This is a genomic window from Microbacterium sp. Root61 (assembly GCF_001427525.1).
GTDB lineage: Bacteria > Actinomycetota > Actinomycetes > Actinomycetales > Microbacteriaceae > Microbacterium.
Genome location: NZ_LMGU01000002.1, coordinates 157,883 through 183,652, shown reverse-complemented (window position 1 = coordinate 183,652; position 25,770 = coordinate 157,883). Strand labels below are relative to the sequence as shown.

Below are 25,770 nucleotides of genomic sequence, written 5' to 3'. Positions count from 1 at the left end.
AGTGTCCCCGATTGCGACCCCGGCACCAAACGTCGGGACTCGGCGCGCCGAGCCTCGACGGTATCCTCGAGGGATGCAGAGAATCCTCGTGACCGGTGGCGCAGGCTTCATCGGATCGAACTTCGTCCACCACCTCGTGGAGCACACCGACCGCCACGTCACTGTCCTCGATGCCCTGACATACGCGGGAAACCGTGCGTCCCTGGCTGACCTGCCCGCCGATCGCGTGCGGTTCGTGGAGGGCGACATCACGGATGCGGCGCTGGTGGACACACTTTTCTCCGAAGCGGATGCCGTCGTGCACTACGCCGCGGAGTCCCACAACGACAACTCGTTGGACAACCCGCGTCCGTTCCTGGATACGAACATCATCGGCACCTACACACTGCTGGAAGCCGCCCGCCGCCATGGGACGCGGTTCCATCACATCTCGACCGACGAGGTCTACGGCGACCTCGAGCTCGACGATCCCGCCAGATTCACCGAGTCCACGCCGTACAACCCCTCCTCGCCCTACTCGTCGACCAAGGCAGGGTCCGACCTGCTCGTGCGCGCCTGGGTGCGGTCGTTCGGTGTGCAGGCCACCATCTCCAACTGTTCGAACAACTACGGCCCGTACCAGCACGTGGAGAAGTTCATTCCGCGCCAGATCACGAACGTCGTCCGTGACATCCGCCCCAAGCTCTATGGCAAGGGCGAGAACGTCCGCGACTGGATCCACGCCGACGATCATTCCTCCGCAGTGCTGACGATCCTCGACAAGGGCGAGATCGGCGAGACCTACCTGATCGGCGCCGACGGCGAGAAGAACAACAAGGACGTCGTCGAACTCATCCTCGAGCTGATGGGTCAGCCTCGCGACGCCTACGATCACGTCACCGACCGCGCCGGACACGACCTGCGCTATGCGATCGACTCGACGAAGCTGCGCACCGAACTGGGCTGGACCCCCTCGTACGGCGACTTCGAGGCGGGCCTGGCCGCGACGATCCAGTGGTACCGCGACCACGAGTCGTGGTGGGCGCCGGCGAAGGACGGCGTCGAGGCGTTCTACGCGTCCAAGGGCCAGTGATGGCGGAGTTCGGCAAGCCGCTCGCCATCGTCGAGACGCCGATCCCCGGCATGGTCGTCTTCGAGCTCCCCGTGCACGGGGACTCGCGCGGCTGGTTCAAGGAGAACTGGCAGCGCGAGAAGATGACGGCCCTCGGCCTCCCCGACTTCGGGCCGGTCCAGAACAACATCTCGTTCAACGACGCGATCGGCACGACACGGGGCATCCATGCCGAGCCTTGGGACAAGTGGGTCTCGGTGGCAACGGGACGCATCTTCGGTGCATGGGTCGACCTGCGCGAGGGCCCGACCTTCGGCGCCGTCTTCACCACCGAGCTCGACCCCTCTCGCGCGATCTTCGTTCCGCGCGGCGTGGGTAACTCGTACCAGACGCTCGAGGCCGACACCGCGTACACGTACCTCGTCAACGACCATTGGTCGCCGGACGCCGCGTACTCGTTCCTGAACCTAGCCGACGAGACCGCGGCGATCGAGTGGCCGATCCCCCTCAGCGAGGTCGAGATCTCCCCCAAGGACCTCGCCCACCCGCGGCTGGCGGATGTCGCACCGATCCCGCCGAAGAAGATCCTCGTCCTGGGCGCCGGCGGCCAGCTCGGGCTCGCACTGCGCGAGGAGTTCGGGGAGGCGGAGCATATCGAGTACGCCTCCCGTGCCGAACTCGACGTCACGGGAGCGGGGCTGGCGTCGGCCCGGCGGTGGCGCGACTACGCCACGATCGTCAACGCCGCCGCCTATACCGCCGTCGACCTTGCGGAGACCGCCGACGGACGCAGTGCGGCGTGGGCCGCGAACGCGAGGGGGATCGCCGCGCTCGCGGCCGTCGCCGCGGAGAACGGCATCACACTGGTCCACATCTCGAGCGACTATGTCTTCGACGGAAGCGCCGAAGGCGCGTACGCCGAGGACGCGCCCTTCGCACCGCTCGGCGTCTACGGCCAGACGAAGGCTGCGGGCGATGCCGTCGTGGCGACTGTCCCGCGCCACTATGTCGTGCGCACATCCTGGGTGATCGGTGAAGGCAAGAACTTTGTCCGGACGATGGCCTCGCTCGCCGAACGCGGCATCGATCCGAAGGTCGTCGGCGACCAGGTCGGCCGGCTGACCTTCACGAACGACCTGGCACGGGGCATCCGCCATCTGCTGGACGCCCGCGCACCGTTCGGCACCTACAACCTGACAGGCAGTGGCCAGCCCACGAGCTGGGCGGACGTCGCACGTCGGGTCTTCGCGCTCACCGGCCACGATGCTACCCGCGTCACCGACGTCACGACCGACGCGTACTTCGCGTCGGTCACGGGACCGGTGTCTCCTCGGCCACGCAACAGTGTCCTGGAACTTGCGAAGATCATTTCTACTGGGTTCGATCCTGCTGACGTCGAAGAAAGCCTCCGCCGCTACCTCAACGCTTGATTAGGGCACTGTGACGTCGCGGCAGGCAATGAAAGCGTTGCCTCCGGCTCCGTTGTTGATCGCGTACACGCACACACGGTGATTGCCAGGCGACATCGGCAAGGTCTCACCGAAGCCGTGTGTGTTCCCAAGTCCATAGACGGCACCGACGTCTTCGCGAACCTTATTTGCTGAGTACGCGGCGCTCACATCGTCCACATAGATATGAATCTGGATCGGATCACTGGTATCCGGGTCGAGGGCCCAGCCTGAGATTGTGGCACCGCCTGAACTGGGAACCACCGCTTCAAGCGTTCCGAAGGGCGCACGACCCCGATCAACGACCGTGGACGCGACATTCGCGGTACGGCAGCCAAGGAACGCATGGCCGCCCGGACCGGCGTTAATCGCGTAGGCGCACACTTCGGAACGACCCGGCGGTAGCGTCAACTGCTCGCCGAATCCGTGGTTGGGGCCGTACCCAGGGTAGGCACGCTCAACATCCGGGCGAGGCTTGTCCGCCGTGTACTCGGCGCTTCTGGACCCGACGTAGAGATGAATCTTGATCGACTTCGTGGTGTCAGGATCCAATGCCCAACCGGAGGCGATCGCGGTGCTTCCTGTGACAGTCAGGCCTTCGAAGCCTCCGATCGGAGCCCGTCCCAGGTCCGACATCCCCACCATCACGCTTCGGCAGCCGAGAAGAGTGTGTCCGCCTACTCCGTTGTTGATGGCATATACGCATACATCGGACTGGCCATCTGGCAACGTGAGCTGCTCCCCGAAACCATGGTTCGCCCCAGACGCGGGGTAGGCATTCCCTACATCGGTCCGGATCTTGTCAGCCGTGAACGCGGCGCCGACGGAGCCGATGTAGATATGTACGGCGATGGGGCTGGTGGTGTCGGGATCGATCGCCCAACCGCTCGCGACCGCGTTGTTCCCCGACACCGAAAGCCCCTCGAAGACGCCAATCGGCGGGCGGCCGAGATCCACAGTTCCGGGCACGGTCACCGATTTACAGCCAAGTTCGATATGACCGCCTGGACCGACGTTGATGCCATACGCACACACTCTATGAACCCCAGGAGAGGCTTTGATCGTGCCCGAGAACCCGTGCTTGGTTCCATAGGCGGCATACGCCGAGGGAAGATCCGTGCGCGCTACATCCGATTTCATCGCGACGCTGAATGAGTCGACGTAGATGTGCACGTCGATCGGTTCGGCCGTGTCTGGATCGATTGCCCACCCGACGACGTTGACCGTCCCGTCTGTGGCCGTCACGGATCCCAATTCTCCGACCGGAGAGCCGCTCATGGCAAAGCGAGTCACGCAACCCATGAGCACATTCGCGCCTCGTCCGACATTTATCGCGTACACGCACACATTCGTCAGTCCCTCGCCGATCGCGGGAACTCGCGCGGTGAATCCGTGTTTGCTCCCCAGACCGGGATAGGCGCCGGCGACATCGGGGCGCTCAACGTTTGCAGCCACAGCGATGCTGTTGGAACCTGCATACACGTGGACTGAGATCGGCTCGCTCGAATCGGGGTCGATTGCCCAGCCCGAGACGACGAACTCTCCCGGCCGCGCTTCGACGAGCTCGATGTTGCCGAAGGGCAGACCGACCTGGCCGACCGTCGACCCGAACCAGTCATTGAAGTACTGGAAGAAATTGCGGTTGCCGTAACTTGAGCATCCGTCGCCCTCGCCGTATCCCGCTCGGATCGACGCGGCGTTCGGCTGATAGGGCGTGTAGTAGTAGAGGTTCGCCGTCGCCTGGTTCTGGATGCGCACCGGCGAGGAGCCGCAGCTGATCTCCGGGTGGTACCGCACATTCCAGGTCTTGCCCGGCGCATACCAGGTGAAGTACTGACTCGTGCCGGCCGGGTTCGCGTAGCGCTTGAGCTGCCAGGCCGCCCCGTAGACCTGGTTGAAGAAGCCGTAGTAGCGGGTGTCGCACGCGGCAGTGTCGGGGCATCCCTGACCCATCGCGATCGTGTAACGCCAGTCGCTCGGCCACACGTGGCGCACGAGCCCTTGTTCCTTCTCCAGCATCACCAGAATGACCTGCGGGTTGATCCCGCACGCCTTGGCCACCTTGTAGATGATCGCCGACGCGCGCTCGCGCATTCCGCCGGAGTACGCGCCACACATGGCATCTGCACCCGTCACTCGTGAGGTGTCGTACCAGTCCTTCAAACAGACGTACCCTGAGTCGCACCTCGGGACCTTGGCCTCGAGGAAGGCCTGGATCTGGGCTTCGGTCATGGTGCCGCTGTCGAAGAACACCGCATCGCTGATGATCATCCCGGGATCGAACTGCGAGAGGTCAGCGGTCTTGACCGGGCCTCCGACTGCGGACGCGCCACCGGTCGAGGCCTGTGCGCCGTCGGTCGCAACGACCTGCGTATCGGGCTCCACCGCCGCGCTGGCGGTCGTGGCGGTGAGTCCACCGATCAGCACGGCCAGCACAGCGATCCACACACGTGTGGCCATCGTCCAGGACGCGCGCGCGTTCGTCTTCCGTGCGGCCATCATGAAACCAGTGTGACTGAAGTGGCAGGCGAATCACAGGAGGCTCACCGCGAACGACACGCCGAAATCAGAGGATTCGCAGGACGCCTATAGTTCCGCGTGGAGCTGCCAGACCCTCTCGGCGGCTTCACGCCAGGAGAACGCCCGCCCGCGGTCCGCAGACAGCACGGAGGCTTTCTCGACGGCTGCGGCGGAGTCGAGCACCCGCTTCAGCCCTTCACCCAGCATTGCGGCATCCTCACCGGCATCCGTGTCACCGCGCCCACCGGCGCGCACTCCCCCGTCGAGCACGACATCCGCGTGCACGGAGGAGTCGGCGGCGATCACCGGGACCCCCACCGCGAGCGCCTCGACGACGCGCCAGGGGAACGCCGTGCGACGTGACGGCGCGACGAACGCGACCGTGGCCCCGAGCAGCGCACCGCGGTCCGCGGATGACAGCGAACCGCGAACGTGTACAAGGCGCTCCGGGATGCCGGCGGCCGAGGCCAGCTCGACGATCGCCGGTTCCTCACCCTCGGGCGCGTCGATGACCACAATCGGCGTATCGAGCCCTGCGGCCGAGATGGCGCCGAACCCGGTGGCGAGCGCATCGGATGCCGCAGCCCCGCCGGAGAGCAGCACGAAGCCCTCGGGAAGACCGAGCTCACGACGGCGACCGACTTCGTCGGTGGGGACGCCGAAACCAGTGGGCGCAGCGCCGGCGATGATCCGCAAACGGTCTCCCACCTTGGCGAGCTCACTCAGGCGGTCGGCCATGGAATGCGTCGGCACGACGATCGCGTCGGCGTGCTTCACGGCGCGCTTGAGCATCGCGCGGTGCCACGCGACAACGGCGCGCGGCAGCTCGTCGGGCGTTTCCCACGGCTTCAGATCCCAGATCGTGACCACGGTCTGGTCGTTGTCGTGCACCCGGTCGTGCCGTACGAGGGGCGCGAACAGGGTCGGCGAGTGGATCATGCCCCCGCCGATACCCGTGGCCACGCCGAGCTGGAACGCCGTCGCCAACTCGCGGCGGGCCAGCGGCGCCCATCGCACGTCGGCGAGACCCGGCATCCCTTCCGCGACCGCGTCGCGCTGAGCCGCGGGCAGCGAAGGGACGATCGCCTCCACCTCGCATCCGCGCGGAGCCGTCGCGATCAGAGCAAGCGTCAGCTCGCGCGAAGCGTCCGCCAGCATGAGCTCGACCGGATTCGCGACCTGGTCGAGCACGACCCGCAGTGTCGCTGTCATCGCTCAGCTCCCCGGTGTCGGGGTCGGCGTCGGCGGGTGAAGCGTCTGCTGGACGAGCTGATGGATGTACTCGAAGTCGGGCTGGTACTCGTCGATTCCGCCGTCAGGGGTGAGCTCGATCGCGGTGACCGGCTGATCCTTCGCCTTCAGCGCCAGCTCAGCCAGGAAGGGCAGCAGCGACTGCGGCAGATCGGTCTTGATCAGGTCCTGACCGGCGGCCGCGACATCCTGGAACCGGGTCAGGACGACCTGCGGCGTGAACTGCGCGAGGATCGCCTGCTGCAGGATGCGCTGGCGCTTCATCCGGTCGAAGTCCGAGGTCGTGTAGCGCGAGCGTGCGTACCACTGCGCGGTGTCGCCGTCCATATGCTGCGGACCCACCTCGATCCAGCCGATCGCCCACTCGTCCGGGGACTGGCTCGGGTACGCCGGTCCGCCGCCCTTGGGCAGGCGCTCCGTCACGGTGACCTCGACGCCACCGAGGGCGTCGACGAGGGAGGCGAAGCCGTGCATGTCGACGAAGACGTAGTACGGGATCTCGATGCCGAGAATCCCCTCCGCGGCATCCTTGGTCGCCTCGATCGCGGGTTCGGACCCGTTCGCCTCGGCGTCGGGGTACAGGACTGTGCCGTCCTGGCAGACCTCGACCTCGGTGCGAAGCTGGTTGATCCCGCTGCCCCAGCCGCAGTTCGAATCGGCATGGCCGGAGTGGCCGTCGGGGTACTTGTCCTGCATCGGTCCCGCGGAGAACGGGAAGTTGGGCATGTCGCGAGGGATGCCGGTGATCGTCGTCGCGCCGGTCTCGGCGTTGACGGACACCACCGAGATGCTGTCGAAGCGCATCGAGTCGCGGCCCTCGCCGCTGTCTGCACCCAGCAGGAGGATGTTGTAGTAGCCGTCGGACGGATCCACGGCCGGAGCGCTCGCGCCGAAGATCGCACCGAGCGTGTCACGTGTAGTACCGGCGATCTGCGAGGCGTAAACGGCTCCGCCGCCCGCGAGGACCATCAGCACGACGGCGGTGATCGCCACCCCGATACGCGCGAACGGCTTGATCTTGACGAGGCGGACGAGCCGGAGCGTGTCGAACGTCAGCACGACCCACAGCACGGCGTACGCGAGCAGGATCCCCTGCGCGAGGAGCAGCACGAACCAGTTCGTCGCGAGGGTGAACACCAGCGGCTGCCACAGCATCGCGGCCAGGATCAGGAGGATCACCAGGACCCACATCACGATCGTGGCGCCGAGTCCGAAGCGACCGAGCTTCTTGTTGCCGGCCAGCACCTGCGCCGAACCCGGCAGCAGGAAGTTCAAGCCGACGAGCCACCAGCCGCGTCGCGTCATGACCTCGGGCGAGGCGATGTCGGGGTTGCGCAACGGCCGCTCCTCGACGACGCGACCGCCGAGTCCTGGACGCGCATCGCCGCGCGGCCGCGGCGGGCTGGCGACGCTCACAGTGACTCCTTGAGGCGCCTGTTCTTCTCCTCCACCTGCGCCTCGAGGTCGCGTGCGTATGCCTCGATGCGGTCGGCGGTGTCGGAATCCGACGTGCCGAGGATGCGCGCGGCCAGCAGGCCGGCGTTCTTCGCGCCGCCGATCGACACGGTCGCGACAGGGATGCCGCCGGGCATCTGCACGATGCTCAGCAGCGAATCCATGCCGTCCAACGTCGCCAGCGGCACGGGCACACCGATCACCGGCAGCGCGGTCACAGAGGCGAGCATGCCGGGCAGATGCGCGGCACCCCCGGCGCCCGCGATGATGACCTTGAGTCCGCGTGCTCTGGCCTCACGGCCGTAGCGCATCAGCTTGTCGGGCGTGCGATGGGCCGAGACGACCTCGACTTCGTGCGGGATGCCGAAATCGGTCAGGACCTGAGAGGCGTCGCTCATGACGCGCCAGTCCGAGTCGGAGCCCATGACGACGCCGACTACGGGCGCGTCGGAAGAATGCAGCGGCGGAGTCACCTGACAAGGCTAGGGCGAGACCCTGGAAGAACCCCGCAACGGCGCGGCACTACCCGAGTCAGTCCTGAAAGAAGGATGCCGCGGCCCGGGCCTGGTACGCGATCTCGTCGAGGTCGTCCCCCGTGACATTCACGTGTCCGACCTTGCGACCGGGGCGCGGCGCCTTGCCGTAGGTGTGGACCTTGACGTCGGGGTGCGCGGCCATGGCCGCGGCGAAGCGCTCGTCGAGTCCGCCCTCTGCGGGGCCGCCCAGGATGTTCACCATCACCGACCACCCGGCCCGCGGCGACGTGTCGCCGAGCGGCAGGTCGAGCACGGCGCGCAGGTGCTGCTCGAACTGACCCGTGACCGCGCCATCCTGCGACCAGTGCCCGCTGTTGTGCGGACGCATCGCGAGTTCGTTGACCAGCACCCGCTCGTCGGTGGTCTGGAACAGCTCGACAGCGAGCATGCCGGTCGTCTCGAGTCCCTCGGCGATCGCGATGCCGAGCTCCGCGGTCACCGCCGCGAGGCGGTCTCCGGCATGCGGTGCGGGGGCGATGACCTCGGCGCAGACGCCGTCGCGCTGCACGGTCTCCACGATCGGGTAGGCGCGCACCTCGCCGGACGGGCGGCGGGCCACCTGCTGGGCCAGCTCACGCGTGAAGTCGACGAGCTCCTCGGCCAGGAGGGCTCCGCCGTGGGTGTCCTCGGCGAGCGCGGCGAACCAGTCGTCGGCCTCGACGCCGGTCTCCACGACCCGCACCCCCTTGCCGTCGTAGCCGCCCCGCGGGGTCTTGACGACGGCGCGTCCGCCGTGCGCGTCGATGAATTCCTGCAGCTCGGTCGCGTCGGTCACGGCCGCCCACTCCGGCTGCGGCATCCCGAGCTCTGCCAGGCGTGCGCGCATGAGCAGCTTGTCCTGCGCGAAGCGGAGGGCTCCAGGACCGGGCCGCACGGCCACACCCGCGTCCACCAGCGCCGCGAGGACGTCCTGCGGCACGTGCTCGTGGTCGAACGTGATCACGTCGACGTCCCGTGCGAAGGCCAGTACGGTCGCAGCGTCCCGATAATCACCGACCGCGGTGGCGGCGAGGGATGCGGACATCCCCGGTTCTTCAGCGAGCACCCGCAGCTCGATACCGAGCTCGACCGCGGGCGCGATCATCATGCGGGCCAGCTGCCCGCCTCCGACGACTCCGACGCGCAATGCCATGGGGCGCTCCTTCCAACCTCTCCATCCTCGCGCACGCGCGACCGGTGCACGTGCCGCCGGCGGAGAGGTCAGGCGGTCGGCAGGGGCGGAGCGGGAGGAAAGCTCTGCGCGTCGCGGTGAGCGAGGATCTGGTTGACCTCGACCTGATCGACGAGCGTCTCGTGCACGAGCCCGACGCTGGGGATGTTCGCCAGGCGCAACGGCTGGTCCACGCCGTTGGCCAGAGTGAGCGTTCCGGCGCCCCACATCCGCTGCACGATGCCGCGGCGCACCTGGATCGTGTACCCCCGCACGTGCGAGAGCTCACGACGCCGGGTGGAGAAGAGCCCCGACCGCTCGATGACACGGCGAGTGGTGATCGTGAACGTGTGCCCCCACCAGGCGACGAACGGCAGCACCACGAGCAGCACGAGCACGACGCCCGCGGCACTCAACAGCATCCAGTTCTCGAACGGGACCGGCAGGTTGTCGTAGAAGTAGCCGGTGGCCCCGGCCGCGGCGACCAGCACGAGCGCGCTCCAGGCCAGACGACGGGCGTGGGTGCGGAAGCGCGCGATGCGCAGCTCGGGCGTCGGCGCGCCGGGCGCCGGCGTCAGAGGCCGTCCCCCGTACGTCGTCGGCTGAGTCACACCCCTATTGTGCTGTGCGGCGAGGTCCGGTGTCGCGCCCCACGCCGCCACGGCCCGGTCAGCGGACGTGGACAACGTCTCCCGCGGCGACCGTGGTCTCGACATTCCCCGAGACCACGACGAGCCGACCCGACGGATCCAGGCGCTGCGCGCGGCCCTCCAGCAGCGTCCCGTCGGGCATCGAGACCCGTACGTTCGACCCGACGGTGCTGCACAGCGCCTCGATCTCGCCGAGGATCCCGGCGGCCGCGGCATCGCCATGCGATGCGGTCAAAGCCGCGAGCTGCTCATCCACCGCGCCCAGGTAGTCCGCCAGCAACCTGTCCTCGTCGGCCTCGAGTCCGACGGCGGCGAACGAGGTCGCTGTCGTCACGGGAAGGTCGGCGGCGGTCATCCGCGTGTTCACTCCGGCGCCGATCACCACGGCGTCCGGATGCCCGGGCACGGCCTCCGCGAGGATGCCGCACACTTTCGCCCCGTCCAGGAGCACGTCGTTCGGCCACTTCAGCTTCGCGGTGTGTCCGGTGGCGCGAATCTGCGCCGCCACCGCGCGAGTCATCGCGGCTCCCGCGATGAGCGGGATCCACCCCCGCGATTCCGCCGGCACTCCCGCGACACGGACCACGATCGAGACGGCGAGCGCGGTACCGGGCGGCGCGGTCCAGGTGCGATCCAGCCGCCCGCGTCCCGCGCGCTGGTCGTCCGTGAGCAGCACCGACAGATGCGGCCACGACGCGGGATCGGCCGCGACCGCGGCGACGAGATCGGCGTTGGTCGACCCCGTCGAGACGGCGACCTGCAGTCGAGGGCTGATCGCGGCGGAGAGAGGGTAACCATCGACGGGGATCGGCATGCCCACACCCTACGCGGGCCGCACGGGGCCCACGTCATGAGCCGAACCCACAGCGGATACGACAAGCCCTTGTGCTTACCCTCCAACGATGCGGCGATCCCGCTCGCTAGGGTGGAACGGTGACCGATCAGCCCGACCTCTTCACGACCGCCGGAAAGATCGCCGACCTCCGCGAGCGCTACGGCGAAGCCGTTGTGCACCCCGAGGAGAGCGCCCAGCAGAAGCAGCACGCCAAAGGCAAGCTGACCGCCCGCGAACGCATCGCGATGCTCGTGGACCCCGGCAGCTTCGTCGAGTTCGACGAGTACGTGCGCCACCGCACCACGGCCTTCGGCATGGACAAGTCCCGCCCCTTCGGCGACTCGGTCGTCACCGGTGTCGGCACGATCCACGGCCGCACCGTCGCCGTCTACGCACAGGACTTCTCCACGTTCGGCGGGTCGCTCGGCGAGGTCGCCGGCGACAAGATCATCAAGGTCATGGAGTACGCGCTGCGCGGCGGGATGCCGATCATCGGGATGCTGGACTCCGGCGGCGCCCGCATCCAGGAGGGCGTCGTCGCTCTCGGCAAGTACGGCGAGATCTTCCGTCTGAACACCGCAGCGTCCGGCGTCATCCCGCAGATCTCCATCATCATGGGCCCGGCCGCCGGTGGCGCGGTGTACTCCCCCGCCCTCACCGACTTCGTCATCATGGTCGACAAGACCAGCCAGATGTTCGTCACCGGCCCCGACGTGATCAAGACCGTCACGGGCGAGGACGTCGGCATGGAGGAGCTGGGCGGCGCGTACACGCACAACACCCGCTCCGGTGTCGCGCACTACCTCGCCGAAGACGAGGACGACGCGCTGGACTACGCGCGGACGCTCATCAGCTTCCTGCCGGACAACAACATGGCCGAGCTCCCCGTCTACGAGACGAGCTTCGAGTTCGAGACCACCGACTCGGACCGGTCGCTGAACACGATCATCCCCGACTCGCCGAACCAGCCGTACGACATCCACACCGTCATCCGGCACATCGTGGACAGTGAGGACTTCCTCGAGGTCCAGCCGCTGTTCGCACCCAACATCGTGATCGGCTTCGGCCGCATCGAGGGTCGTTCGGTCGGCATCATCGCCAACCAGCCGTCCCAGATGGCCGGCACCCTGAACATCGAGGCCGGCGAGAAGGCGAGCCGCTTCGTCCGGTTCTGCGACGCGTTCTCGATCCCGATCGTCACCCTCGTCGACGTCCCCGGCTACTTGCCGGGCACCGACCAGGAGTGGACCGGCGTCATCCGCCGCGGTGCGAAGCTGCTCTACGCGTACGCCGAGGCCACCGTCCCGCTCGTCACGGTGATCCTGCGCAAGGCCTACGGCGGCGCGTACATCGTGATGGGCTCAAAGCAGCTCGGCGCCGACATCAACCTCGCCTGGCCGACGGCCGAGATCGCGGTGATGGGCGGCCAGGGCGCTGTGAACATCCTCTACCGCGGCGAGATCAAGAAGGCCGAAGAGGCCGGCGAAGACGTCGCCGCAGTGCGCACGCGCCTGGCGAACGAGTACACGTACAACGTGGCATCCCCGTTCCTGGCCGCCGAGCGCGGCGAGCTGGACGGCATCATCGAGCCCGCCGCCACCCGTGTCTCGATCGCGAAGGCATTGCGCTCGCTGCGCGGCAAGCGGGCCACCCTGCCGCCGAAGAAGCACGGCAACATCCCACTATGACCGGGACGCACGTGACGGATGCGGCGGCCCACGGCGAGAACGGGCGGCCGCTGTCGATCGACGTCCGCCGCGGTGATCCGACCTCGGAAGAGCTCGCGGCGCTGATCGCCGTGGTCAGCGAGGCGTACGCGACCGAGGCCGCCGACGCGCTCGCGTCCGATCAGTCCACCCGTTCGGCGTGGAGCGTGTCACAGCGCGCGCTGCGCACGCCTCTGCCGCGCGAACGCGGCTGGTCCCGTTCGGCCTGGTAGCCGCTCGCGGACCGGGATCGCAGGCGGACTGCGGCCTGTCCCCCAAAGTACCTACAGACATCTGCTAGGCGGGGCGCGGATACTTGAGGTGCTGGAACGCTTCATGCGTTCGGTCGACCTGCTCCACTGCAGGGTAGTGGAGCTCAGGTTCGGCCATGCGGACGGTTTTCGGGTAATCGTTCGCTAGGCGAGGGGCCGGCGTATCGCCGCCCCTCGCCTCCTCCCACTCCGCTCCCCGCCCCGGCATCCCTCCCCCGCCGGGACGGGGGGCAGACTCTTTTCCGAGCGTGATGTCAGAGCGTCGAGTATTCGCCGTCGGCGGCGCCGGGGTGGATGATCTCGCGCCACAGGTCCACGGCGTCCTCGTCCGACAGGCCCTCCGCCGATGCGGAGCGTCCCACGACGGTGACGGCGACGCGATCGTGCGGCGACGTGCGGATGTAGAGCCGGTCGGAGTTGGCCGAGCGCAGCGTCTCGGCGAGCTGGGTGCGGATGATGGCGAGGGATGCCTCGTCCAGCCCGTCCAGTCCGCCCTCGTCCAGCACTGTGACGGTGGCACCGCGGCGGCGGGCTGCGTCGAGTTCGGCCCGCACATCGTCATCGAGCAGTCTCGGTCCGCGCAGTTCATCGCGCAGGCGGCCTTCGGCGATCCGCGCCTCGACGCGCTCGCCGGCGCTGAGGGACCCGCCGGAGGCCACAGTCGCGATCAGGACAGGGCCGGCGACGGCCAGCGCGCGCTGCACCTGCACGCGGCGCTCCCGGCGGCGCACCGACTGCGAGGCCTGCCACGCGGATGCCGCGCGCTGCAGCGTGGCCAGGTGGGTGGTGTCGCGTGCCGCACGGTCCATGGAGCGGATCAGCAGCTGCGCCACTCCCACCCAGACGATGGAGCCGACCAGGCCGAGTGCGAGGGCCGCCAGGGCTCCCATCCAGAACATGCACTCCGCGCCCATCACGATGGTGCCGATCCAGGCGACCCAGGGTCGGCGCCGCACCATCACGATCGTCATGAGCGCGCCGATGCCACCGATCACCCAGGTGGCGTAGAGGCTGGTGCGCGCCTCGGAGCCGACGGCGATCGCGATGGCTGTGGGCACGATCACCGCGGCGGTCAGTGCCAGGGCGGACGCCCACACGGGCAGCTTCGCACGGCGCGGCAGGCCGCTCGCGGAGTCCTCGAGGCGGTCGTCGCGGCGCGGCGGCTCCCACAGGATGCACATCCACGTCGTGACCAGGTAGAGACCGAGCGCGCCCAGCACGATACCGGGGTAGGGCACGGTCGTGATCCCGAGCAGGCCGCGCGCGGCGAGATAGGCGGTGAAGGCGAGGCCGAGGCCTACGAGCACATTGCGGACGCTGATCACGATTCCGGATGCCCCCACTCGATCTCGACGGTGGTGCCACCCGTGTGCGAGGTGATCTCGGCGGTCCCGCCGACGGCGGCGACGCGCGCCACGATCGAAGCGCGGATGCCGAGCCTGTCGTCGGGCACGGCATCGACGTCGAAGCCGCCGCCGCTGTCGCGCACCAGGATCCGGACGCCTGCCGGGTCGGCGGTGCCGGTCACCGAGACGTTCAACCCCTGCCCGCCGGCGTGCTGCACGGCGTTGGAGACCGCCTGCGTCGTGGCCAGGACGACCGCACGGGCCACACGTCCCGGGATCGGCGGCGTCCACGGGGAGATGGCCCGTCGCACGAGGATCTCGACACCGAGGTCGCGCGCGTCGTGCTCGATATCGTCGGCGATGCTGACGGCATCCCTCGGCTCATCGCTGCCCTCGCCGGCGTCGCGCTCGGCGTTCGCGAGACGGGTGAGCGCCTCGCGGGCCATGCCCACGGCGAGCGTGCGCTCCCGCGGGGTCTCGGCCCGCTCGGAGGCGATCAGCGCCGCCAGCACGCTGTCGTGCATGAGCGCCGCGACAGCGACGCGCTCGAGCTCCGCGGCATCTGCCGCGGCGGCCTCTGCGTACGAGGAGACCGCACGCGCGCGCGTCTCGTCGACGTTGGCCGCGATCGAGCGGAACAGCCAGCCGAGTGCCAGGATGACGCCGCCGAGGATGAGCGCGAACGAGACGTCGAGCCCGAGCGGGACGAAGAAGTCGCTCGCGAAGCCGCACTGGATCAGCCGGACGAGACCGAACAGCAACGGCGCCAGGATGGTCCAGGCGATCTGCAGCGGCAAGGGGAAGGCGAGAACGGCTGCCAGCGTCGCGACGTTGACGAGGTACCAGATCCACGGTTGGCCGGTCGGATCGGGAGTGGAGCCCACCGTCGCGATCGGCCAGACGGCGAGCGCGAGCACATAGAGCAGCGCGAACGCGCCGGCGTTGATCGCGACGCCGCGTCCGATGAAGCAGGCCAGGATCATGGCGGCCAGCGGCACGAAGGTGACCAGCATGAGCGGGAGGTGCCATCCGGGCAGCTCGTCCCCGGGCGCCAGCGCGGCGAGGAAGGCCTGCGCGCCGAGAGCGAGGGAGCCGAGGCCCGCGACCACCGCGATGATGCGTTCGATACGGCGTCTCGTGAACGAGCCGAGACCTACCGTCGTCTCCCGGGATTGCGGGATGTGTCCCCAGGCCTCGTCCAGAACGGCCCGGTCAGTGTCAGCCGTCACCGGCATCCTCCACGTGAGACACGATCCCGTCCTCCATCGCCCGCCGGAGCAGATCGACCTTCGTCGGCGCGGGACGGCCGACCTCGACGTATTTCACCCGCACCCGGGTGATGTTCTCCTTGGCGGTGGAATACGCGACACCCAGTCGGTCGGCGACGACCTTCAGCGGGAGGCCCGCCGCGTACAGCCGCAGAACGTCCCGCTCGCGGGCGGACAGCTGCGCGTCGGCGAAAGCCCGGTCGCCCTCCACGGCGCTGGCCCACTCCACGTTGTTCAGCGGATCACCGGTCGCGACCGCTTTGATGGCGGCGATGACATCGTCGATGGGGGCTGACTTGCTGACGACGCCCGCAGCGCCGGCGGCGAGGGCCTCGCGCACCGCGATCGGGCGGTCGGCGACGGAGTGGATGATGACGCTGGATCCGTCGTGAATGACACGACTGACGTTCTCACGGACGACCGTCCCGTCACCGAGCATCAGGTCCAGGACGACGACATCCGCAGGTGCGGCCGCGCTGAAGGCGCGCCAGTCGAGGTATGCGGTGACGCTCGCGCCGGAGAAGACCACTGTCTTGTGCGCGCGGGCGCACGCGGCCTCGAGTCCGAGCCGGACGGACTCGTGATCATCGATCAATGCCACTCGGGTCATGAAATCAGCCTAGCCAGCCGACTCGGAGCGCGTGAGCACCGCGACCGCCTCGAGGTGGTGCGAGTGCGGGAAGAGGTCGACGGCCGTCACCCCGCCGAGGGTCTCGTAACCACCGGTGCGGAAGATGGCGAGGTCTCGCGCGAGGGCCACCGGGTCGCACGCCACGTAGACGATCGCGGCGGGGGCGAGCGCGATGAGCCGTTCGACGACCTCACGACCGGCGCCCGAACGCGGCGGGTCGAGCACGACGACGCCGCGTGACAGACGCTCGCGCTCCGTCGCGGAGGCATCGGCCTCGAGTCCGGCCAGGAATCGATCGACCCGGGCCGTCTCGGCGCGTGCCCCGACCCAGGCGGCGAGGTTCTCGCCGGCGTGCTCCGTGGCACGGGGATCGGACTCGACCGAGATCACGCGGGTGCGCGGACCGCCGATCTCGCCGAGGGTGGCCGCGAACAGGCCGACGCCGCCGTACAGGTCCAGGTGCGAGGCATCCGGATCCAAGCCGTTCGGATACAGCCCGGTCACGGCGTTAGAGACGAGCTGCGTCAGCGAGTGCGCCGCGAGACGGTGCACCTGCCAGAACCCGCCGGCGTCGACGCGGAACGACCGGTCGCCCACGGTCTCGACGACGACTTCGGATGCCGCGCGCGCGTCGGCCGGGCGCGGCGCCGAACGCCGCCCCCGCTTGGCACGCCCGGTGGAGGGAGCCTCCGGACGCGCGATGATGCGCACGCGTCCGTCGGAGGGCTGCACGAGGTCGAGTCGTCCGGGGACGCCACCGAACTGCTGCAGGGCGGCGCGCGCGACGGCGGCAGTGGCCAGCGGGTGATCCTCGACCGGGATGACCGTGTGGCTGCGCGCGGCGTACGGCCCGACGTTCCCGTCGGCGTCGACATGCAGGCTGAGTCGCGTGCGCCAGCCGGTGCCGTCGGCGGATTCCTCCGCGACGACGGCTCCGCTCGCGTCGAGCACCGGCAGCGGCGGTCGGATCGTGGTGGCGAGGTCGAGCCCGCCGATGCGGCGCAGGGCGTCGTTCAGGACGTGCAGCTTGAGCTCGCGCTGGTGCTCCAATGCGATGTGCCCGAAGTCGGCACCGCCGGGGCGCCGCTCGGGCGCGACGTCGATGTCCGCCTGCCGCCACACGTGCGCGCGGCGGTGCGGAGAGGCGTCCAACACCTCGAGCGTCTCGCCGCGCCAGAACGCGGCCTTGCCGACATCCGTAAGCCGGACGCGGACCCGCTCCCCCGGAATCGCGTCGGGAACGAACACGACGCGCCCGTCGTGACGGCCGACGAACACCCCGCCGTGCGCCACGTCGGTGATGTCGAGGTCGATGATGTCGCCGGTATCCACGGGTCCGAGCATCCCACACCCGGCACCCCACCACGGCGCCCGCGGCCGATACCGTGGTCTTCATGCGCGTGTGCCTGGCCTCCACCTCCCCTGCTCGACTGATGCTGCTTCGACAGGCCGGCATCGAACCCGAGACCTCGGCACCCCAGGTCGACGAGGACGCCGTGATCGCCGAGGTCGAGGCTGCACGCGGCCGGCTGGCGGCCGATGCCCACGTCCTGCTGCTCGCGCGACGCAAGGCGGCGGACGTCGCGGCCCGCCTGGCCGACGACGATCCCGACTTCGACGGCATCGTGATCGGCGGGGACTCGATGTTCGAGATCGGCGGCGAGATCCTCGGCAAGCCGTACACACCGGAGGCGGCCACCGCGCGGTGGCAGGACATGCGCGGCAAGACCGGGGTGCTCCACTCGGGGCACAGCGTCATCCGCGTCTCGCCCGGCAGACCGGCGGTCGAGGCGCACGCGGTGGCCGAGGCATCCGTCTCCTTCGTCGCCGACATCACCGACGCGGAGATCGCCGCGTACGTCGCCAGCGGCGAGCCACTGCAGGTGGCCGGCGCATTCACCGTCGACAGTCTCGGCGGCGCCTTCATCGAGCGGGTGGACGGCGACCCGTCGACGGTGGTCGGGATGTCGCTGTCGACGGTGCGTCGGCTGGCGCGTGAGGTCGGGGTCGAGTGGCCCGATCTGTGGGCGTCATTGTCGTAGGAAGCCCACGTTTCGGACTGGTTCTTGTATGAACCAGTCAAATCCGATGGGGGTGCGCTCGGTAGGCTGGCATCCATGCCTGAAATCGCCAAGGTCCTGATCGCGAACCGCAGCGAGATCGCCGTCCGAGTCATCCGAGCCGCTCGTGACTCCGGAAAGGCGTCGGTCGCCGTCTACGCCGACCAGGATCGCGACGCGCTCCACGCCCGTCTGGCCGATGAGGCGTACGCCCTCGACGGCGTCACGAGCGCCGAGACCTACCTGTCGATCGAGAAGATCCTCTCGATCGCCCGCCGCTCCGGCGCGGATGCCGTGCACCCCGGCTACGGGTTCCTCGCCGAGAACGCCGAGTTCGCCCGAGCCGTGATCGGCGCAGGGCTGATCTGGATCGGCCCCTCCCCCGACGCCATCGAGTCGCTCGGCGACAAGGTCACCGCGCGCCACGTCGCCGAGAAGGTCGGCGCTCCGCTCGCCCCCGGCACTCCCGGCCCTGTCAACGGCGCCGACGAGGTCATCGCGTTCGCCACCGAGCACGGCCTGCCCATCGCGATCAAGGCCGCGTACGGCGGCGGCGGTCGCGGCCTCAAGGTGGCCCGCGAGTTCGACGAGATCGCCGAGATGTTCGAGTCCGCCACCCGCGAGGCGATCAGCGCCTTCGGCCGTGGCGAGTGCTTCGTGGAGAAGTACCTCGACAAGCCCCGCCACGTGGAGACGCAGTGCCTCGCGGATGCCGCGGGCAACGTCGTCGTCGTCTCCACGCGCGACTGCTCGCTGCAGCGCCGTCACCAGAAGCTCGTCGAAGAGGCTCCGGCGCCGTTCCTGACGGACGAGCAGAACCGCATCCTCTACGAGTCGTCCAAGGCCATCCTCAAGGAGGTCGGCTACGTCGGTGCCGGCACGTGCGAGTTCCTCATCGGCGCCGACGGCACGATCTCGTTCCTCGAGGTCAACACCCGCTTGCAGGTCGAGCACCCGGTGTCCGAAGAGGTCACCGGCATCGACCTCGTGCGCGAGCAGTTCCGCCTCGCCGAGGGCGGCGTGCTCGACTACGACGACCCGGTGCCGCTCGGCCACTCGATCGAGTTCCGCATCAACGGCGAAGACCCCGGCCGCGGATTCCTCCCCCAGCCCGGCCCGATCCACGTCTTCAAGACGTTCGGCGGACCCGGCCTGCGGCTCGACTCCGGCGTCACCGCCGGCGACTCGGTCAGCGGCGCCTTCGACTCTCTCCTCGGCAAGATCATCGTCACCGGCCGCGACCGCGCCGAGGCCCTGGAGCGCTCGCGCCGCGCACTCGACGAATTCGAGGTCGCGGGCCTGCCCACCGTCATCCCGTTCCACCGCAAGGTCGTGCGCGACCCCGCATTCACCGCCGAGGACGGCCACTTCGGCGTGTTCACCCGGTGGATCGAGACGGAGTTCGTCAACGACATCCCGCCGTGGGACGGCGAGCTGGACAGCCCGGCTGCCGCCGCGGCACGCCACACCGTCGTCGTCGAGGTCTCGGGCAAGCGGCTCGAGGTGAGCCTTCCCGACCGGATCGTCGGCGCTCCCGCCGCAGCCGGACGCCCGGCCGCGGTGCCGCCGTCGCGCCGCTCGCACGCGCCCGTCGCCAACGCCGGGGCATCCGGCGATGCGGTCAAGTCTCCGATGCAGGCCACCATCGTCAAGCTCGCGGTCGAAGACGGCCAGCAGGTCGTCAAGGGCGACCTCGTGGTCGTGCTCGAGGCGATGAAGATGGAGCAGCCCATCCAGGCGCACAAGGACGGCGTGGTCGGCGCGATCAACGCTGCGCCCGGCTCGACCGTGTCGGCCGGCCACCAACTGCTCACCATCTCCTAGGCCGGCCCGCCCCGCGACACGCCAGTCCCGCGAGACTGCAACGGGACGTCGAGACTGCGGTCCATACCCTCAGTCTCGACCCGCCACTGCAGTCTCACGGTTCCACAAGGGACGACGCGCGACGAACGAGAGCGGATGCCGCGACCCGCGGCATCCGTCCGGATCAGCCCTCGGGGTAGATGTTGTGGTCGACGACGTGCATCGCGCGGGCGGCGTCGGTGATGCTGCCGGACAGCGACGGGTAGACGGCGAAGACGCGCGACAGCTGATCGACGGTCAGGCGGCGCTCGACGGCGATCGCGATCGGGTAGATCAGCTCCGAGGCACGCGGGCCGACGATGACGCCGCCCACAACGCTGCCGGAGCCCTGACGCGCGATGATCTTGACGAAGCCGTCCTTGATGCCCATCATCTTCGCGCGCGGGTTGGCTGCGAGCGGCAGCTTGTGCACGACCGCGTTGATGTTGCCGTCTGCAATGTCCTTCTCCTGCCAGCCGACAGTCGCGATCTCGGGGGCCGTGAAGATGTTCGAGGTGATGCGGCGGCGCTCCAGCGGGATGACGACGTCGCCGAGCGCGTGGAAGACCGCTGTGCGGCCCTGCATCGACGCCACGGAGGCGAGCGGAACGAAGGTCGTGCAGTCACCCGCGGCGTAGATGTTGGGTACGGAGGTGCGCGCGACGCGGTTGACCTGGATGTGCCCGGATTCGGTCATCTGCACGCCGGCCTCTTCGAGTCCGATGCCGTGAGTGTTCGGCACAGAGCCGACGGCCATGAGGCAGTGGCTGCCCTCCACCGTGCGTCCGTCCGACAGGGTGGCGACCACACGGTCGCCGAGGTTCTCGACCTTGTCGGCGCGGGACTTGGACAGCAGGGTCATGCCGCCGCGCTTGAAGACGCGCTCGAGCACGGCCGCGGCGTCGGAGTCCTCACCAGGCAGCACCTGGTCGCGGCTGGAGATCAGAGTGACCTTCGCCCCGAGGTTCATGTAGGCGCCGGCGAACTCTGCGCCTGTCACACCGGATCCGACGACGATGAGGTGCTCGGGGAGCGCCTTCATGTCGTAGAGCTGGGTCCAGGTCAGGATGCGGACTCCGTCGGGCTTGGCACTGGCCAGCTCCCGCGGCGAGGCCCCGACCGAGACGACGAACGTGTCGGCTTCGATGCGGTCGAAGTCGGTACCGCCCTGGTCGGTCGAGACGACGACGGCGTTGTCGCCCTCGAGACGTCCGTGACCGGAGATGATGCGCACGCCGGCCTCGACCAGGGAGGCGCGCATATCGTCGGACTGCTGCCGCGCGAGGGAGAGCAGGCGCTTGTTGACCGCCGCGAGGTTGATGGCGACCTCGGGCTTGAGGGGCTTGCCCGAGGCGCCCTTGGCGTAGAACTGGACGCCGAGTTCGGAGGCGCCCGAGATGGCCACCGCGGCGTCCGCGGTCGCGATGAGCGACTTGGAGGGCACGACGTCGGTGATGACGGCCGAGCCGCCGACGCCCGCGCGCTCGACGAGGGTGACCTCCGCCCCCAGCTGGGCGGCGGCGAGCGCCGCCTCATAGCCGCCGGGGCCGCCACCGATGATCGCGACGCTCTGTGTGCTCTCGAAGCTCAGTGACATGACATCCATTCTCCCTTGACCATCGGTCCGAGCACGACAGTTCGCGCGACCGATCTTGCGTCGGTGTGGCACCGGGGCCCGCACGTTCCTAGAGTGGGTGCATGTCAGACACCAGCAACCCCCTCGACGACCCCACCGCCGACCCGTTCGCGGTCGCCGCTGAAGCCGCCGCCGACATCGCACGCCTCACCGGCGTCGAGCGTCACGACATCGCCCTGACACTGGGCAGCGGCTGGGGCCGTGCGGCAGAACTCGTCGGCGAGACCACGGCGACGATCCCCGCATCCGAGGTCGCGGGCTTCAGTGCTCCGGCGCTCGAGGGACACGTCGGATCGCTGCGCAGCATCCTGACTCCGCGCGGCAAGCGCGTGCTCGTCATCGGCGCCCGCACGCACTACTACGAGGGACACGGCGTGCGCCGGGTCGTGCACAGCGTGCGCACCGCCGCCGCGACCGGCGCCAAGACGATGGTGCTGACCAACGGCGCCGGCGGCATCCGCCCCTCTTGGAAGCCCGGCACCCCCGTCCTGATCAGCGACCACATCAACCTCACCGGGGACTCGCCACTCGAGGGCGCGACCTTCATCGATCTCACCGACCTGTACTCGATGCGCCTGCGCGACCTCGCGCGCACCATCGACCCCAGCCTCGACGAGGGCGTCTACTGCCAGTTCCGCGGACCCCAGTACGAGACCCCCGCCGAAGTCCAGATGGCGAAGATCATCGGCGGACACATCGTCGGCATGTCCACCGCGCTCGAAGCGATCGCGGCGCGCCAGGCGGGCATGGAGATCCTCGGCTTCTCGCTCATCACGAACATGGCCGCCGGCATCCAGACCACCCCGCTCAGCCACAAAGAGGTGATCGAGGCCGGCCAGCTGGCTGAGCCCGTGATCTCCTCGCTGCTGGCGCGCGTGATCGGAGCGATGTGAGCGAGGCCGGAACGGCTGACGCGCTGCTGCAGCGCGCCGAGGCCTGGCTCGCGCAGGATCCCGACCCGGAGACCCGCGCGGAGCTGGAGGCGATCCTCGCGCAGGCGCAGGAGGGGGATGCCGCATCCCTCGCCGATCTCGCCGACCGATTCGACGGGCGACTGGCGTTCGGCACGGCCGGCCTCCGCGGCGAGCTCGGCGCCGGCAGCAACCGGATGAACCGGGTGCTGATCGCACAGGCGGCCGCCGGCTTCGCGGCGTATCTCCTGGAGAAGGCGCCCGGAGCGGATGCCCCGACCGTGGTCGTCGGCTACGACGGCCGTCGCAACTCCGATGTCTTCGCGCACGACTCCGCCGAGCTGTTCGCGGGCGCAGGACTCCGGGCCATCGTGCTCCCGCGACTGCTGCCCACCCCGGTGCTGGCCTTCGCGGTGCGCCATCTCGGTGCCGCCGCGGGCGTGATGGTCACTGCCAGTCACAACCCGCCGAACGACAACGGCTACAAGGTCTACCTCGGCGGTGAGGACGACGGGTCGCAGATCGTGTCGCCCGCCGACGCCGAGATCGCCGCGCACATCCAGCGCATCGCGGATGCCGGTGACGTCGCGGTGCTGCCGCGCTCGCTCGGCTATGAGACCGCGCAGGAATCGGTCGTCGATGCGTACATCGCCGCCACGGCCGCCGTGGCCCCGGCACCCGCCGGCGCGGAGGGACTGCGCTGGGTCTACACGGCCATGCACGGCGTGGGCTGGGAGACGACGGCGCGCATCCTCGAGGCGGCCGGGTACCCCGCGCCGACTCCGGTCGCCGCGCAGATCGATCCCGACGGCACCTTCCCCACCGTCTCCTTCCCCAACCCCGAAGAGCCCGGGGCGATGGACCTCGCCTACGAGACGGCGCGTGAAACGGATGCCGAGCTCGTCATCGCGAACGACCCCGACGCCGACCGCCTCGCGGTCGCCCTCCCGGATGCCGACGCCGAGGGCGGCTGGCGCCGTTTGAGCGGCAACCAGGTCGGACTGCTCCTGGGCTGGCGAGCGGCGCGTCTGGCGGGTTCGCAGGACGCCGGGAGCGAGGCATCCCTCGCCTGCTCGCTCGTCTCCTCCCCCGGGCTGGAGGCGGTCGCGCAGCACTACGGGCTGGGCTTCCACACCACGCTGACGGGCTTCAAGTGGATCTCCCGCGCCCCCGGCATGATCTACGGGTTCGAAGAGGCCCTCGGGTACCTCGTCAACCCGGAGACCGTCCGCGACAAGGACGGCATCTCGGCCGCGGTGGCGATGCTCGGCATGGTCACCGAGGCGCGCGGTCGGGGCGAATCGCTGGGCGATCTGCTCCGCGATTTCTCCGAGACGTTCGGCTACTTCGACAGCGACCAGATCTCGGTGCGTGTCGAGGACCTCGCCGTGATCGGGAAGATCATGACCGCACTGCGCGAACGGATGCCGGAGCGCCTCGGCGACATCGAGGTCACGCATTCCGACGATCTGCTGGCCGGCGTCGAGGGCTTCCCGCGCGGCGATGTGCTGCGGCTGTGGCTCGCCGACGGATCCCGCGTGATCGTGCGGCCCAGCGGCACCGAGCCCAAGCTCAAGGCGTATCTGGACGTCTCGGGCGACTCTGCGGCCGATGCCCACGAGCGCGTGGTCGCGTTGGCCGCCAGCGTGCGGAGCCTGTTGGAGGAGCTCGGCTGACCCGGCCGGATTGAGGTGTGTCGGAGGGCCGTGCTACCCTCCAGACTCACGATATATCGCGATAGCGCGGTATGCGGACGCTCCACGACGGGAACGAAGGCGATGACGCACAGCACCGACGGCCACGACGCCGGGACATCGGCTGAGGCGTCGAACACCTCGCCCTCCGCCGCTGCACAGTCCGATCCACCGCGCTGGTTCCGCAACACGCTGCTGTTCCTGGGCGGGCAGACCGCCAGTCTGCTCGGGTCGATGCTCGTGCAGTACGCGATCTTCTGGTACCTCACGATCACGTACCAGTCCGGCGTCTACATGATGCTCGCCGCGCTGTTCGGGTTCCTCCCCCAGGCGATCATCTCGATCTTCGGCGGCGTGTGGGCCGACCGCCACAATCGCAAGTTCCTCATCATCGGCGCCGACGCGGCGATCGCGGTGACCACGCTCGCGCTCGCCCTGATCATGCTGACCGGCTACGACGCGGTGTGGCTCATCTTCCTCGTGCTCGCGGTGCGCTCGGCCGGTGCCGGCATCCAGATGCCCGCCGTGTCCGCACTGCTTCCGCAGATCGTCCCGATGCGCAATCTGATCCGCGTCAACGGCATCAACGGTTCCATCCAATCGGCCATGGCCCTGATCGCGCCCGCGGCGGCCGGTGCGATCTACGCATGGGCAGCGATGGAGGATGCCTCGTCCGGGGCGCTCATCCCCATCTTCTTCATCGACGTGGTCACCGCTGCCATCGGGATCGGACTGCTGCTGATGATCCCGGTCAAGGCTGTCCGCCGCGCCGCGGACACCCAGACGGGCTACTTCGCAGACCTCGTCGACGGGGTGAAGTATGTCGCGCACCACGCCTTCGTACGGTGGCTCCTCGTGCTGTTCGCGATCGTGTTCCTGCTGACAGTGGCGCCGACCAACCTCACGCCGCTGATGGCGGTGCGCTCGTTCGACGCCGGCGCGCAGCAGAACGTCATCAACCTCGCGGTGCTCGAGATCTCGTTCAGCATCGGCATGGTGCTCGGTGGCATCCTGATCGCGACGTTCTTCGCCAAGCGCAGCCGCATCGGACTGATCATCGTGTCATCGCTGGTCTTCGGAGCACTGTCGATCGGCATGGGGCTCTCGCCCAACATCTGGGTGTTCTTCGGATTCATGTTCCTGATCGGTCTGGCGGTGCCGTTCTTCTCGACGCCGTCGATGACACTGCTGCAGGAGACCGTCGAGCCCGAACGTCAGGGCCGCGTGTTCGGATTCGTCGGCATCGTGATGGCGCTGGCGATGCCGTTGGGCATGGTGGTGTTCGGCCCGTTGGCCGATCAGGTCCCGATCGAGTGGCTCCTCGTGGGAGCAGGCATCCTGACGTTCGTGGTCGTCGGCGCCGCGATCTGGCTGCCGGCCGGTCGACGCGCCGTGGCAGCCGCACGCGCGGTCGCACAGGCGCACGAGGGTGACCCCGAGCACGCTGCGGAGGCGGTCGAGGCTGTGATGCACCAGAAGGGCGCACCCGAGGCGTAGCGCCGTCGGGT

General features: G+C 69.0%; 21 protein-coding genes. 9 read left to right on the top strand and 12 right to left on the bottom strand.

The window, feature by feature from the left end; all coding sequences use genetic code 11:
* Nucleotides 1–73 precede the first annotated feature (73 nt).
* Nucleotides 74–1,072, top strand: a complete 999-nt coding sequence (gene rfbB, locus ASD65_RS17125) for a dTDP-glucose 4,6-dehydratase (RefSeq protein WP_056225540.1) — start codon at nucleotides 74–76, stop codon at nucleotides 1,070–1,072.
* Nucleotides 1,072–2,481: a sugar nucleotide-binding protein gene (locus tag ASD65_RS17120; RefSeq protein WP_056225537.1), complete on the top strand. Its 1,410-nt coding sequence runs from the start codon at nucleotides 1,072–1,074 to the stop codon at nucleotides 2,479–2,481. The genes rfbB and ASD65_RS17120 overlap by 1 nt, the downstream gene beginning before the upstream one ends.
* Here ASD65_RS17120 and ASD65_RS17115 read toward each other — a convergent pair whose 3' ends face one another.
* The 7 genes from ASD65_RS17115 to ASD65_RS17085 all read right to left on the bottom strand — a co-directional run bounded on the left by ASD65_RS17115 (nucleotide 2,482) and on the right by ASD65_RS17085 (nucleotide 10,875).
* A complete protein-coding gene (locus ASD65_RS17115) occupies nucleotides 2,482–5,001 on the bottom strand; it encodes a hypothetical protein (RefSeq protein ID WP_235566823.1) in 2,520 nt (839 codons plus the stop codon).
* Nucleotides 5,002–5,085: 84 nt separating this feature from the next.
* On the bottom strand, nucleotides 5,086–6,231 hold the full coding sequence (locus ASD65_RS17110; protein ID WP_056225532.1) for a glycosyltransferase: 1,146 nt from the start codon (nucleotides 6,229–6,231) through the stop codon (nucleotides 5,086–5,088).
* A 3-nt stretch (nucleotides 6,232–6,234) separates the two neighbouring features.
* Nucleotides 6,235–7,686, bottom strand: coding sequence for an LCP family protein (locus tag ASD65_RS17105; protein ID WP_056225528.1), 1,452 nt, complete (start codon nucleotides 7,684–7,686; stop codon nucleotides 6,235–6,237).
* Entirely contained in the window at nucleotides 7,683–8,150 is a 468-nt protein-coding gene (gene purE / locus ASD65_RS17100; protein WP_056225525.1) for a 5-(carboxyamino)imidazole ribonucleotide mutase, read from the bottom strand. Before purE ends, ASD65_RS17105 begins: the two co-directional genes overlap by 4 nt.
* A gap of 106 nt (nucleotides 8,151–8,256) precedes the next feature.
* The gene (locus ASD65_RS17095; protein ID WP_056225522.1) at nucleotides 8,257–9,393 is read right to left on the bottom strand and encodes a 5-(carboxyamino)imidazole ribonucleotide synthase; all 1,137 of its coding nucleotides are present in this window, start codon (nucleotides 9,391–9,393) and stop codon (nucleotides 8,257–8,259) included.
* A gap of 68 nt (nucleotides 9,394–9,461) precedes the next feature.
* On the bottom strand, nucleotides 9,462–10,022 hold the full coding sequence (locus ASD65_RS17090; RefSeq protein WP_056225517.1) for a PH domain-containing protein: 561 nt from the start codon (nucleotides 10,020–10,022) through the stop codon (nucleotides 9,462–9,464).
* Nucleotides 10,023–10,080: 58 nt separating this feature from the next.
* Complete coding sequence (locus tag ASD65_RS17085) at nucleotides 10,081–10,875, bottom strand: biotin--[acetyl-CoA-carboxylase] ligase (RefSeq protein WP_056225513.1); 795 nt, start codon at nucleotides 10,873–10,875, stop codon at nucleotides 10,081–10,083.
* Between the two features lie 119 nt (nucleotides 10,876–10,994).
* On the opposite strand from ASD65_RS17085, the gene ASD65_RS17080 reads away from it, so the two are divergent.
* Nucleotides 10,995–12,584 (top strand): acyl-CoA carboxylase subunit beta, encoded by a 1,590-nt coding sequence (locus tag ASD65_RS17080; protein WP_056225510.1) that lies wholly within the window; start codon nucleotides 10,995–10,997, stop codon nucleotides 12,582–12,584.
* Nucleotides 12,581–12,835, top strand: coding sequence for an acyl-CoA carboxylase subunit epsilon (locus tag ASD65_RS17075; protein WP_056225507.1), 255 nt, complete (start codon nucleotides 12,581–12,583; stop codon nucleotides 12,833–12,835). Before ASD65_RS17080 ends, ASD65_RS17075 begins: the two co-directional genes overlap by 4 nt.
* A 293-nt stretch (nucleotides 12,836–13,128) precedes the next feature.
* On the opposite strand, the gene ASD65_RS17070 is transcribed toward ASD65_RS17075, so the two are convergent.
* The 4 genes from ASD65_RS17070 to ASD65_RS17055 are packed head-to-tail and all read right to left on the bottom strand — an operon-like array spanning nucleotide 13,129 to nucleotide 17,451.
* Complete coding sequence (locus ASD65_RS17070; RefSeq protein ID WP_235566822.1) at nucleotides 13,129–14,217, bottom strand: hypothetical protein; 1,089 nt, start codon at nucleotides 14,215–14,217, stop codon at nucleotides 13,129–13,131.
* Nucleotides 14,196–15,455, bottom strand: coding sequence for an ATP-binding protein (locus ASD65_RS17065; protein ID WP_200948730.1), 1,260 nt, complete (start codon nucleotides 15,453–15,455; stop codon nucleotides 14,196–14,198). The genes ASD65_RS17070 and ASD65_RS17065 overlap by 22 nt, the downstream gene beginning before the upstream one ends.
* Nucleotides 15,439–16,098, bottom strand: coding sequence for a response regulator transcription factor (locus ASD65_RS17060; protein ID WP_056225505.1), 660 nt, complete (start codon nucleotides 16,096–16,098; stop codon nucleotides 15,439–15,441). Before ASD65_RS17060 ends, ASD65_RS17065 begins: the two co-directional genes overlap by 17 nt.
* Nucleotides 16,099–16,107: 9 nt before the next feature.
* Nucleotides 16,108–17,451, bottom strand: a complete 1,344-nt coding sequence (locus ASD65_RS17055) for a class I SAM-dependent RNA methyltransferase (RefSeq protein WP_156378973.1) — start codon at nucleotides 17,449–17,451, stop codon at nucleotides 16,108–16,110.
* 62 nt (nucleotides 17,452–17,513) lie between these two features.
* On the opposite strand from ASD65_RS17055, the gene ASD65_RS17050 reads away from it, so the two are divergent.
* Both ASD65_RS17050 and ASD65_RS17045 read left to right on the top strand, forming a co-directional pair.
* Nucleotides 17,514–18,161 (top strand): Maf family protein, encoded by a 648-nt coding sequence (locus tag ASD65_RS17050; RefSeq protein WP_056226388.1) that lies wholly within the window; start codon nucleotides 17,514–17,516, stop codon nucleotides 18,159–18,161.
* Nucleotides 18,162–18,236: 75 nt separating this feature from the next.
* The gene (locus ASD65_RS17045) at nucleotides 18,237–20,003 is read left to right on the top strand and encodes an acetyl/propionyl/methylcrotonyl-CoA carboxylase subunit alpha (protein WP_056225500.1); all 1,767 of its coding nucleotides are present in this window, start codon (nucleotides 18,237–18,239) and stop codon (nucleotides 20,001–20,003) included.
* Nucleotides 20,004–20,166: 163 nt separating this feature from the next.
* On the opposite strand, the gene ASD65_RS17040 is transcribed toward ASD65_RS17045, so the two are convergent.
* On the bottom strand, nucleotides 20,167–21,618 hold the full coding sequence (locus ASD65_RS17040; protein WP_442922457.1) for an NAD(P)H-quinone dehydrogenase: 1,452 nt from the start codon (nucleotides 21,616–21,618) through the stop codon (nucleotides 20,167–20,169).
* Between the two features lie 101 nt (nucleotides 21,619–21,719).
* Between ASD65_RS17040 and ASD65_RS17035 the strand changes: the two genes are divergently transcribed.
* The 3 genes from ASD65_RS17035 (at nucleotide 21,720) to ASD65_RS17025 (ending at nucleotide 25,759) form a co-directional block, all read left to right on the top strand.
* The gene (locus ASD65_RS17035) at nucleotides 21,720–22,550 is read left to right on the top strand and encodes a purine-nucleoside phosphorylase (protein ID WP_056225493.1); all 831 of its coding nucleotides are present in this window, start codon (nucleotides 21,720–21,722) and stop codon (nucleotides 22,548–22,550) included.
* On the top strand, nucleotides 22,547–24,244 hold the full coding sequence (locus tag ASD65_RS17030) for a phospho-sugar mutase (protein ID WP_056225490.1): 1,698 nt from the start codon (nucleotides 22,547–22,549) through the stop codon (nucleotides 24,242–24,244). The genes ASD65_RS17035 and ASD65_RS17030 overlap by 4 nt, the downstream gene beginning before the upstream one ends.
* 102 nt (nucleotides 24,245–24,346) lie before the next feature.
* Nucleotides 24,347–25,759 (top strand): MFS transporter, encoded by a 1,413-nt coding sequence (locus ASD65_RS17025; protein WP_056225488.1) that lies wholly within the window; start codon nucleotides 24,347–24,349, stop codon nucleotides 25,757–25,759.
* The last annotated feature ends 11 nt before the right edge of the window (nucleotides 25,760–25,770 follow it).

Excerpts from the sequence above, each read along its gene's own strand:
- rfbB (WP_056225540.1), top strand. The coding sequence starts at position 74 with ATGCAGAGAATCCTCGTGACCGGTGGCGCAGGCTTCATCGGATCGAAC.
- ASD65_RS17120 (WP_056225537.1), top strand. The coding sequence starts at position 1,072 with ATGGCGGAGTTCGGCAAGCCGCTCGCCATCGTCGAGACGCCGATCCCC.
- ASD65_RS17115 (WP_235566823.1), bottom strand. The coding sequence starts at position 5,001 with ATGATGGCCGCACGGAAGACGAACGCGCGCGCGTCCTGGACGATGGCC.
- ASD65_RS17110 (WP_056225532.1), bottom strand. The coding sequence starts at position 6,231 with ATGACAGCGACACTGCGGGTCGTGCTCGACCAGGTCGCGAATCCGGTC.
- purE (WP_056225525.1), bottom strand. The coding sequence starts at position 8,150 with ATGGGCTCCGACTCGGACTGGCGCGTCATGAGCGACGCCTCTCAGGTC.
- ASD65_RS17095 (WP_056225522.1), bottom strand. The coding sequence starts at position 9,393 with ATGGCATTGCGCGTCGGAGTCGTCGGAGGCGGGCAGCTGGCCCGCATG.
- ASD65_RS17085 (WP_056225513.1), bottom strand. The coding sequence starts at position 10,875 with ATGCCGATCCCCGTCGATGGTTACCCTCTCTCCGCCGCGATCAGCCCT.
- ASD65_RS17075 (WP_056225507.1), top strand. The coding sequence starts at position 12,581 with ATGACCGGGACGCACGTGACGGATGCGGCGGCCCACGGCGAGAACGGG.
- ASD65_RS17065 (WP_200948730.1), bottom strand. The coding sequence starts at position 15,455 with ATGCCGGTGACGGCTGACACTGACCGGGCCGTTCTGGACGAGGCCTGG.
- ASD65_RS17060 (WP_056225505.1), bottom strand. The coding sequence starts at position 16,098 with ATGACCCGAGTGGCATTGATCGATGATCACGAGTCCGTCCGGCTCGGA.
- ASD65_RS17050 (WP_056226388.1), top strand. The coding sequence starts at position 17,514 with ATGCGCGTGTGCCTGGCCTCCACCTCCCCTGCTCGACTGATGCTGCTT.
- ASD65_RS17045 (WP_056225500.1), top strand. The coding sequence starts at position 18,237 with ATGCCTGAAATCGCCAAGGTCCTGATCGCGAACCGCAGCGAGATCGCC.
- ASD65_RS17040 (WP_442922457.1), bottom strand. The coding sequence starts at position 21,618 with ATGTCACTGAGCTTCGAGAGCACACAGAGCGTCGCGATCATCGGTGGC.
- ASD65_RS17035 (WP_056225493.1), top strand. The coding sequence starts at position 21,720 with ATGTCAGACACCAGCAACCCCCTCGACGACCCCACCGCCGACCCGTTC.
- ASD65_RS17025 (WP_056225488.1), top strand. The coding sequence starts at position 24,347 with ATGACGCACAGCACCGACGGCCACGACGCCGGGACATCGGCTGAGGCG.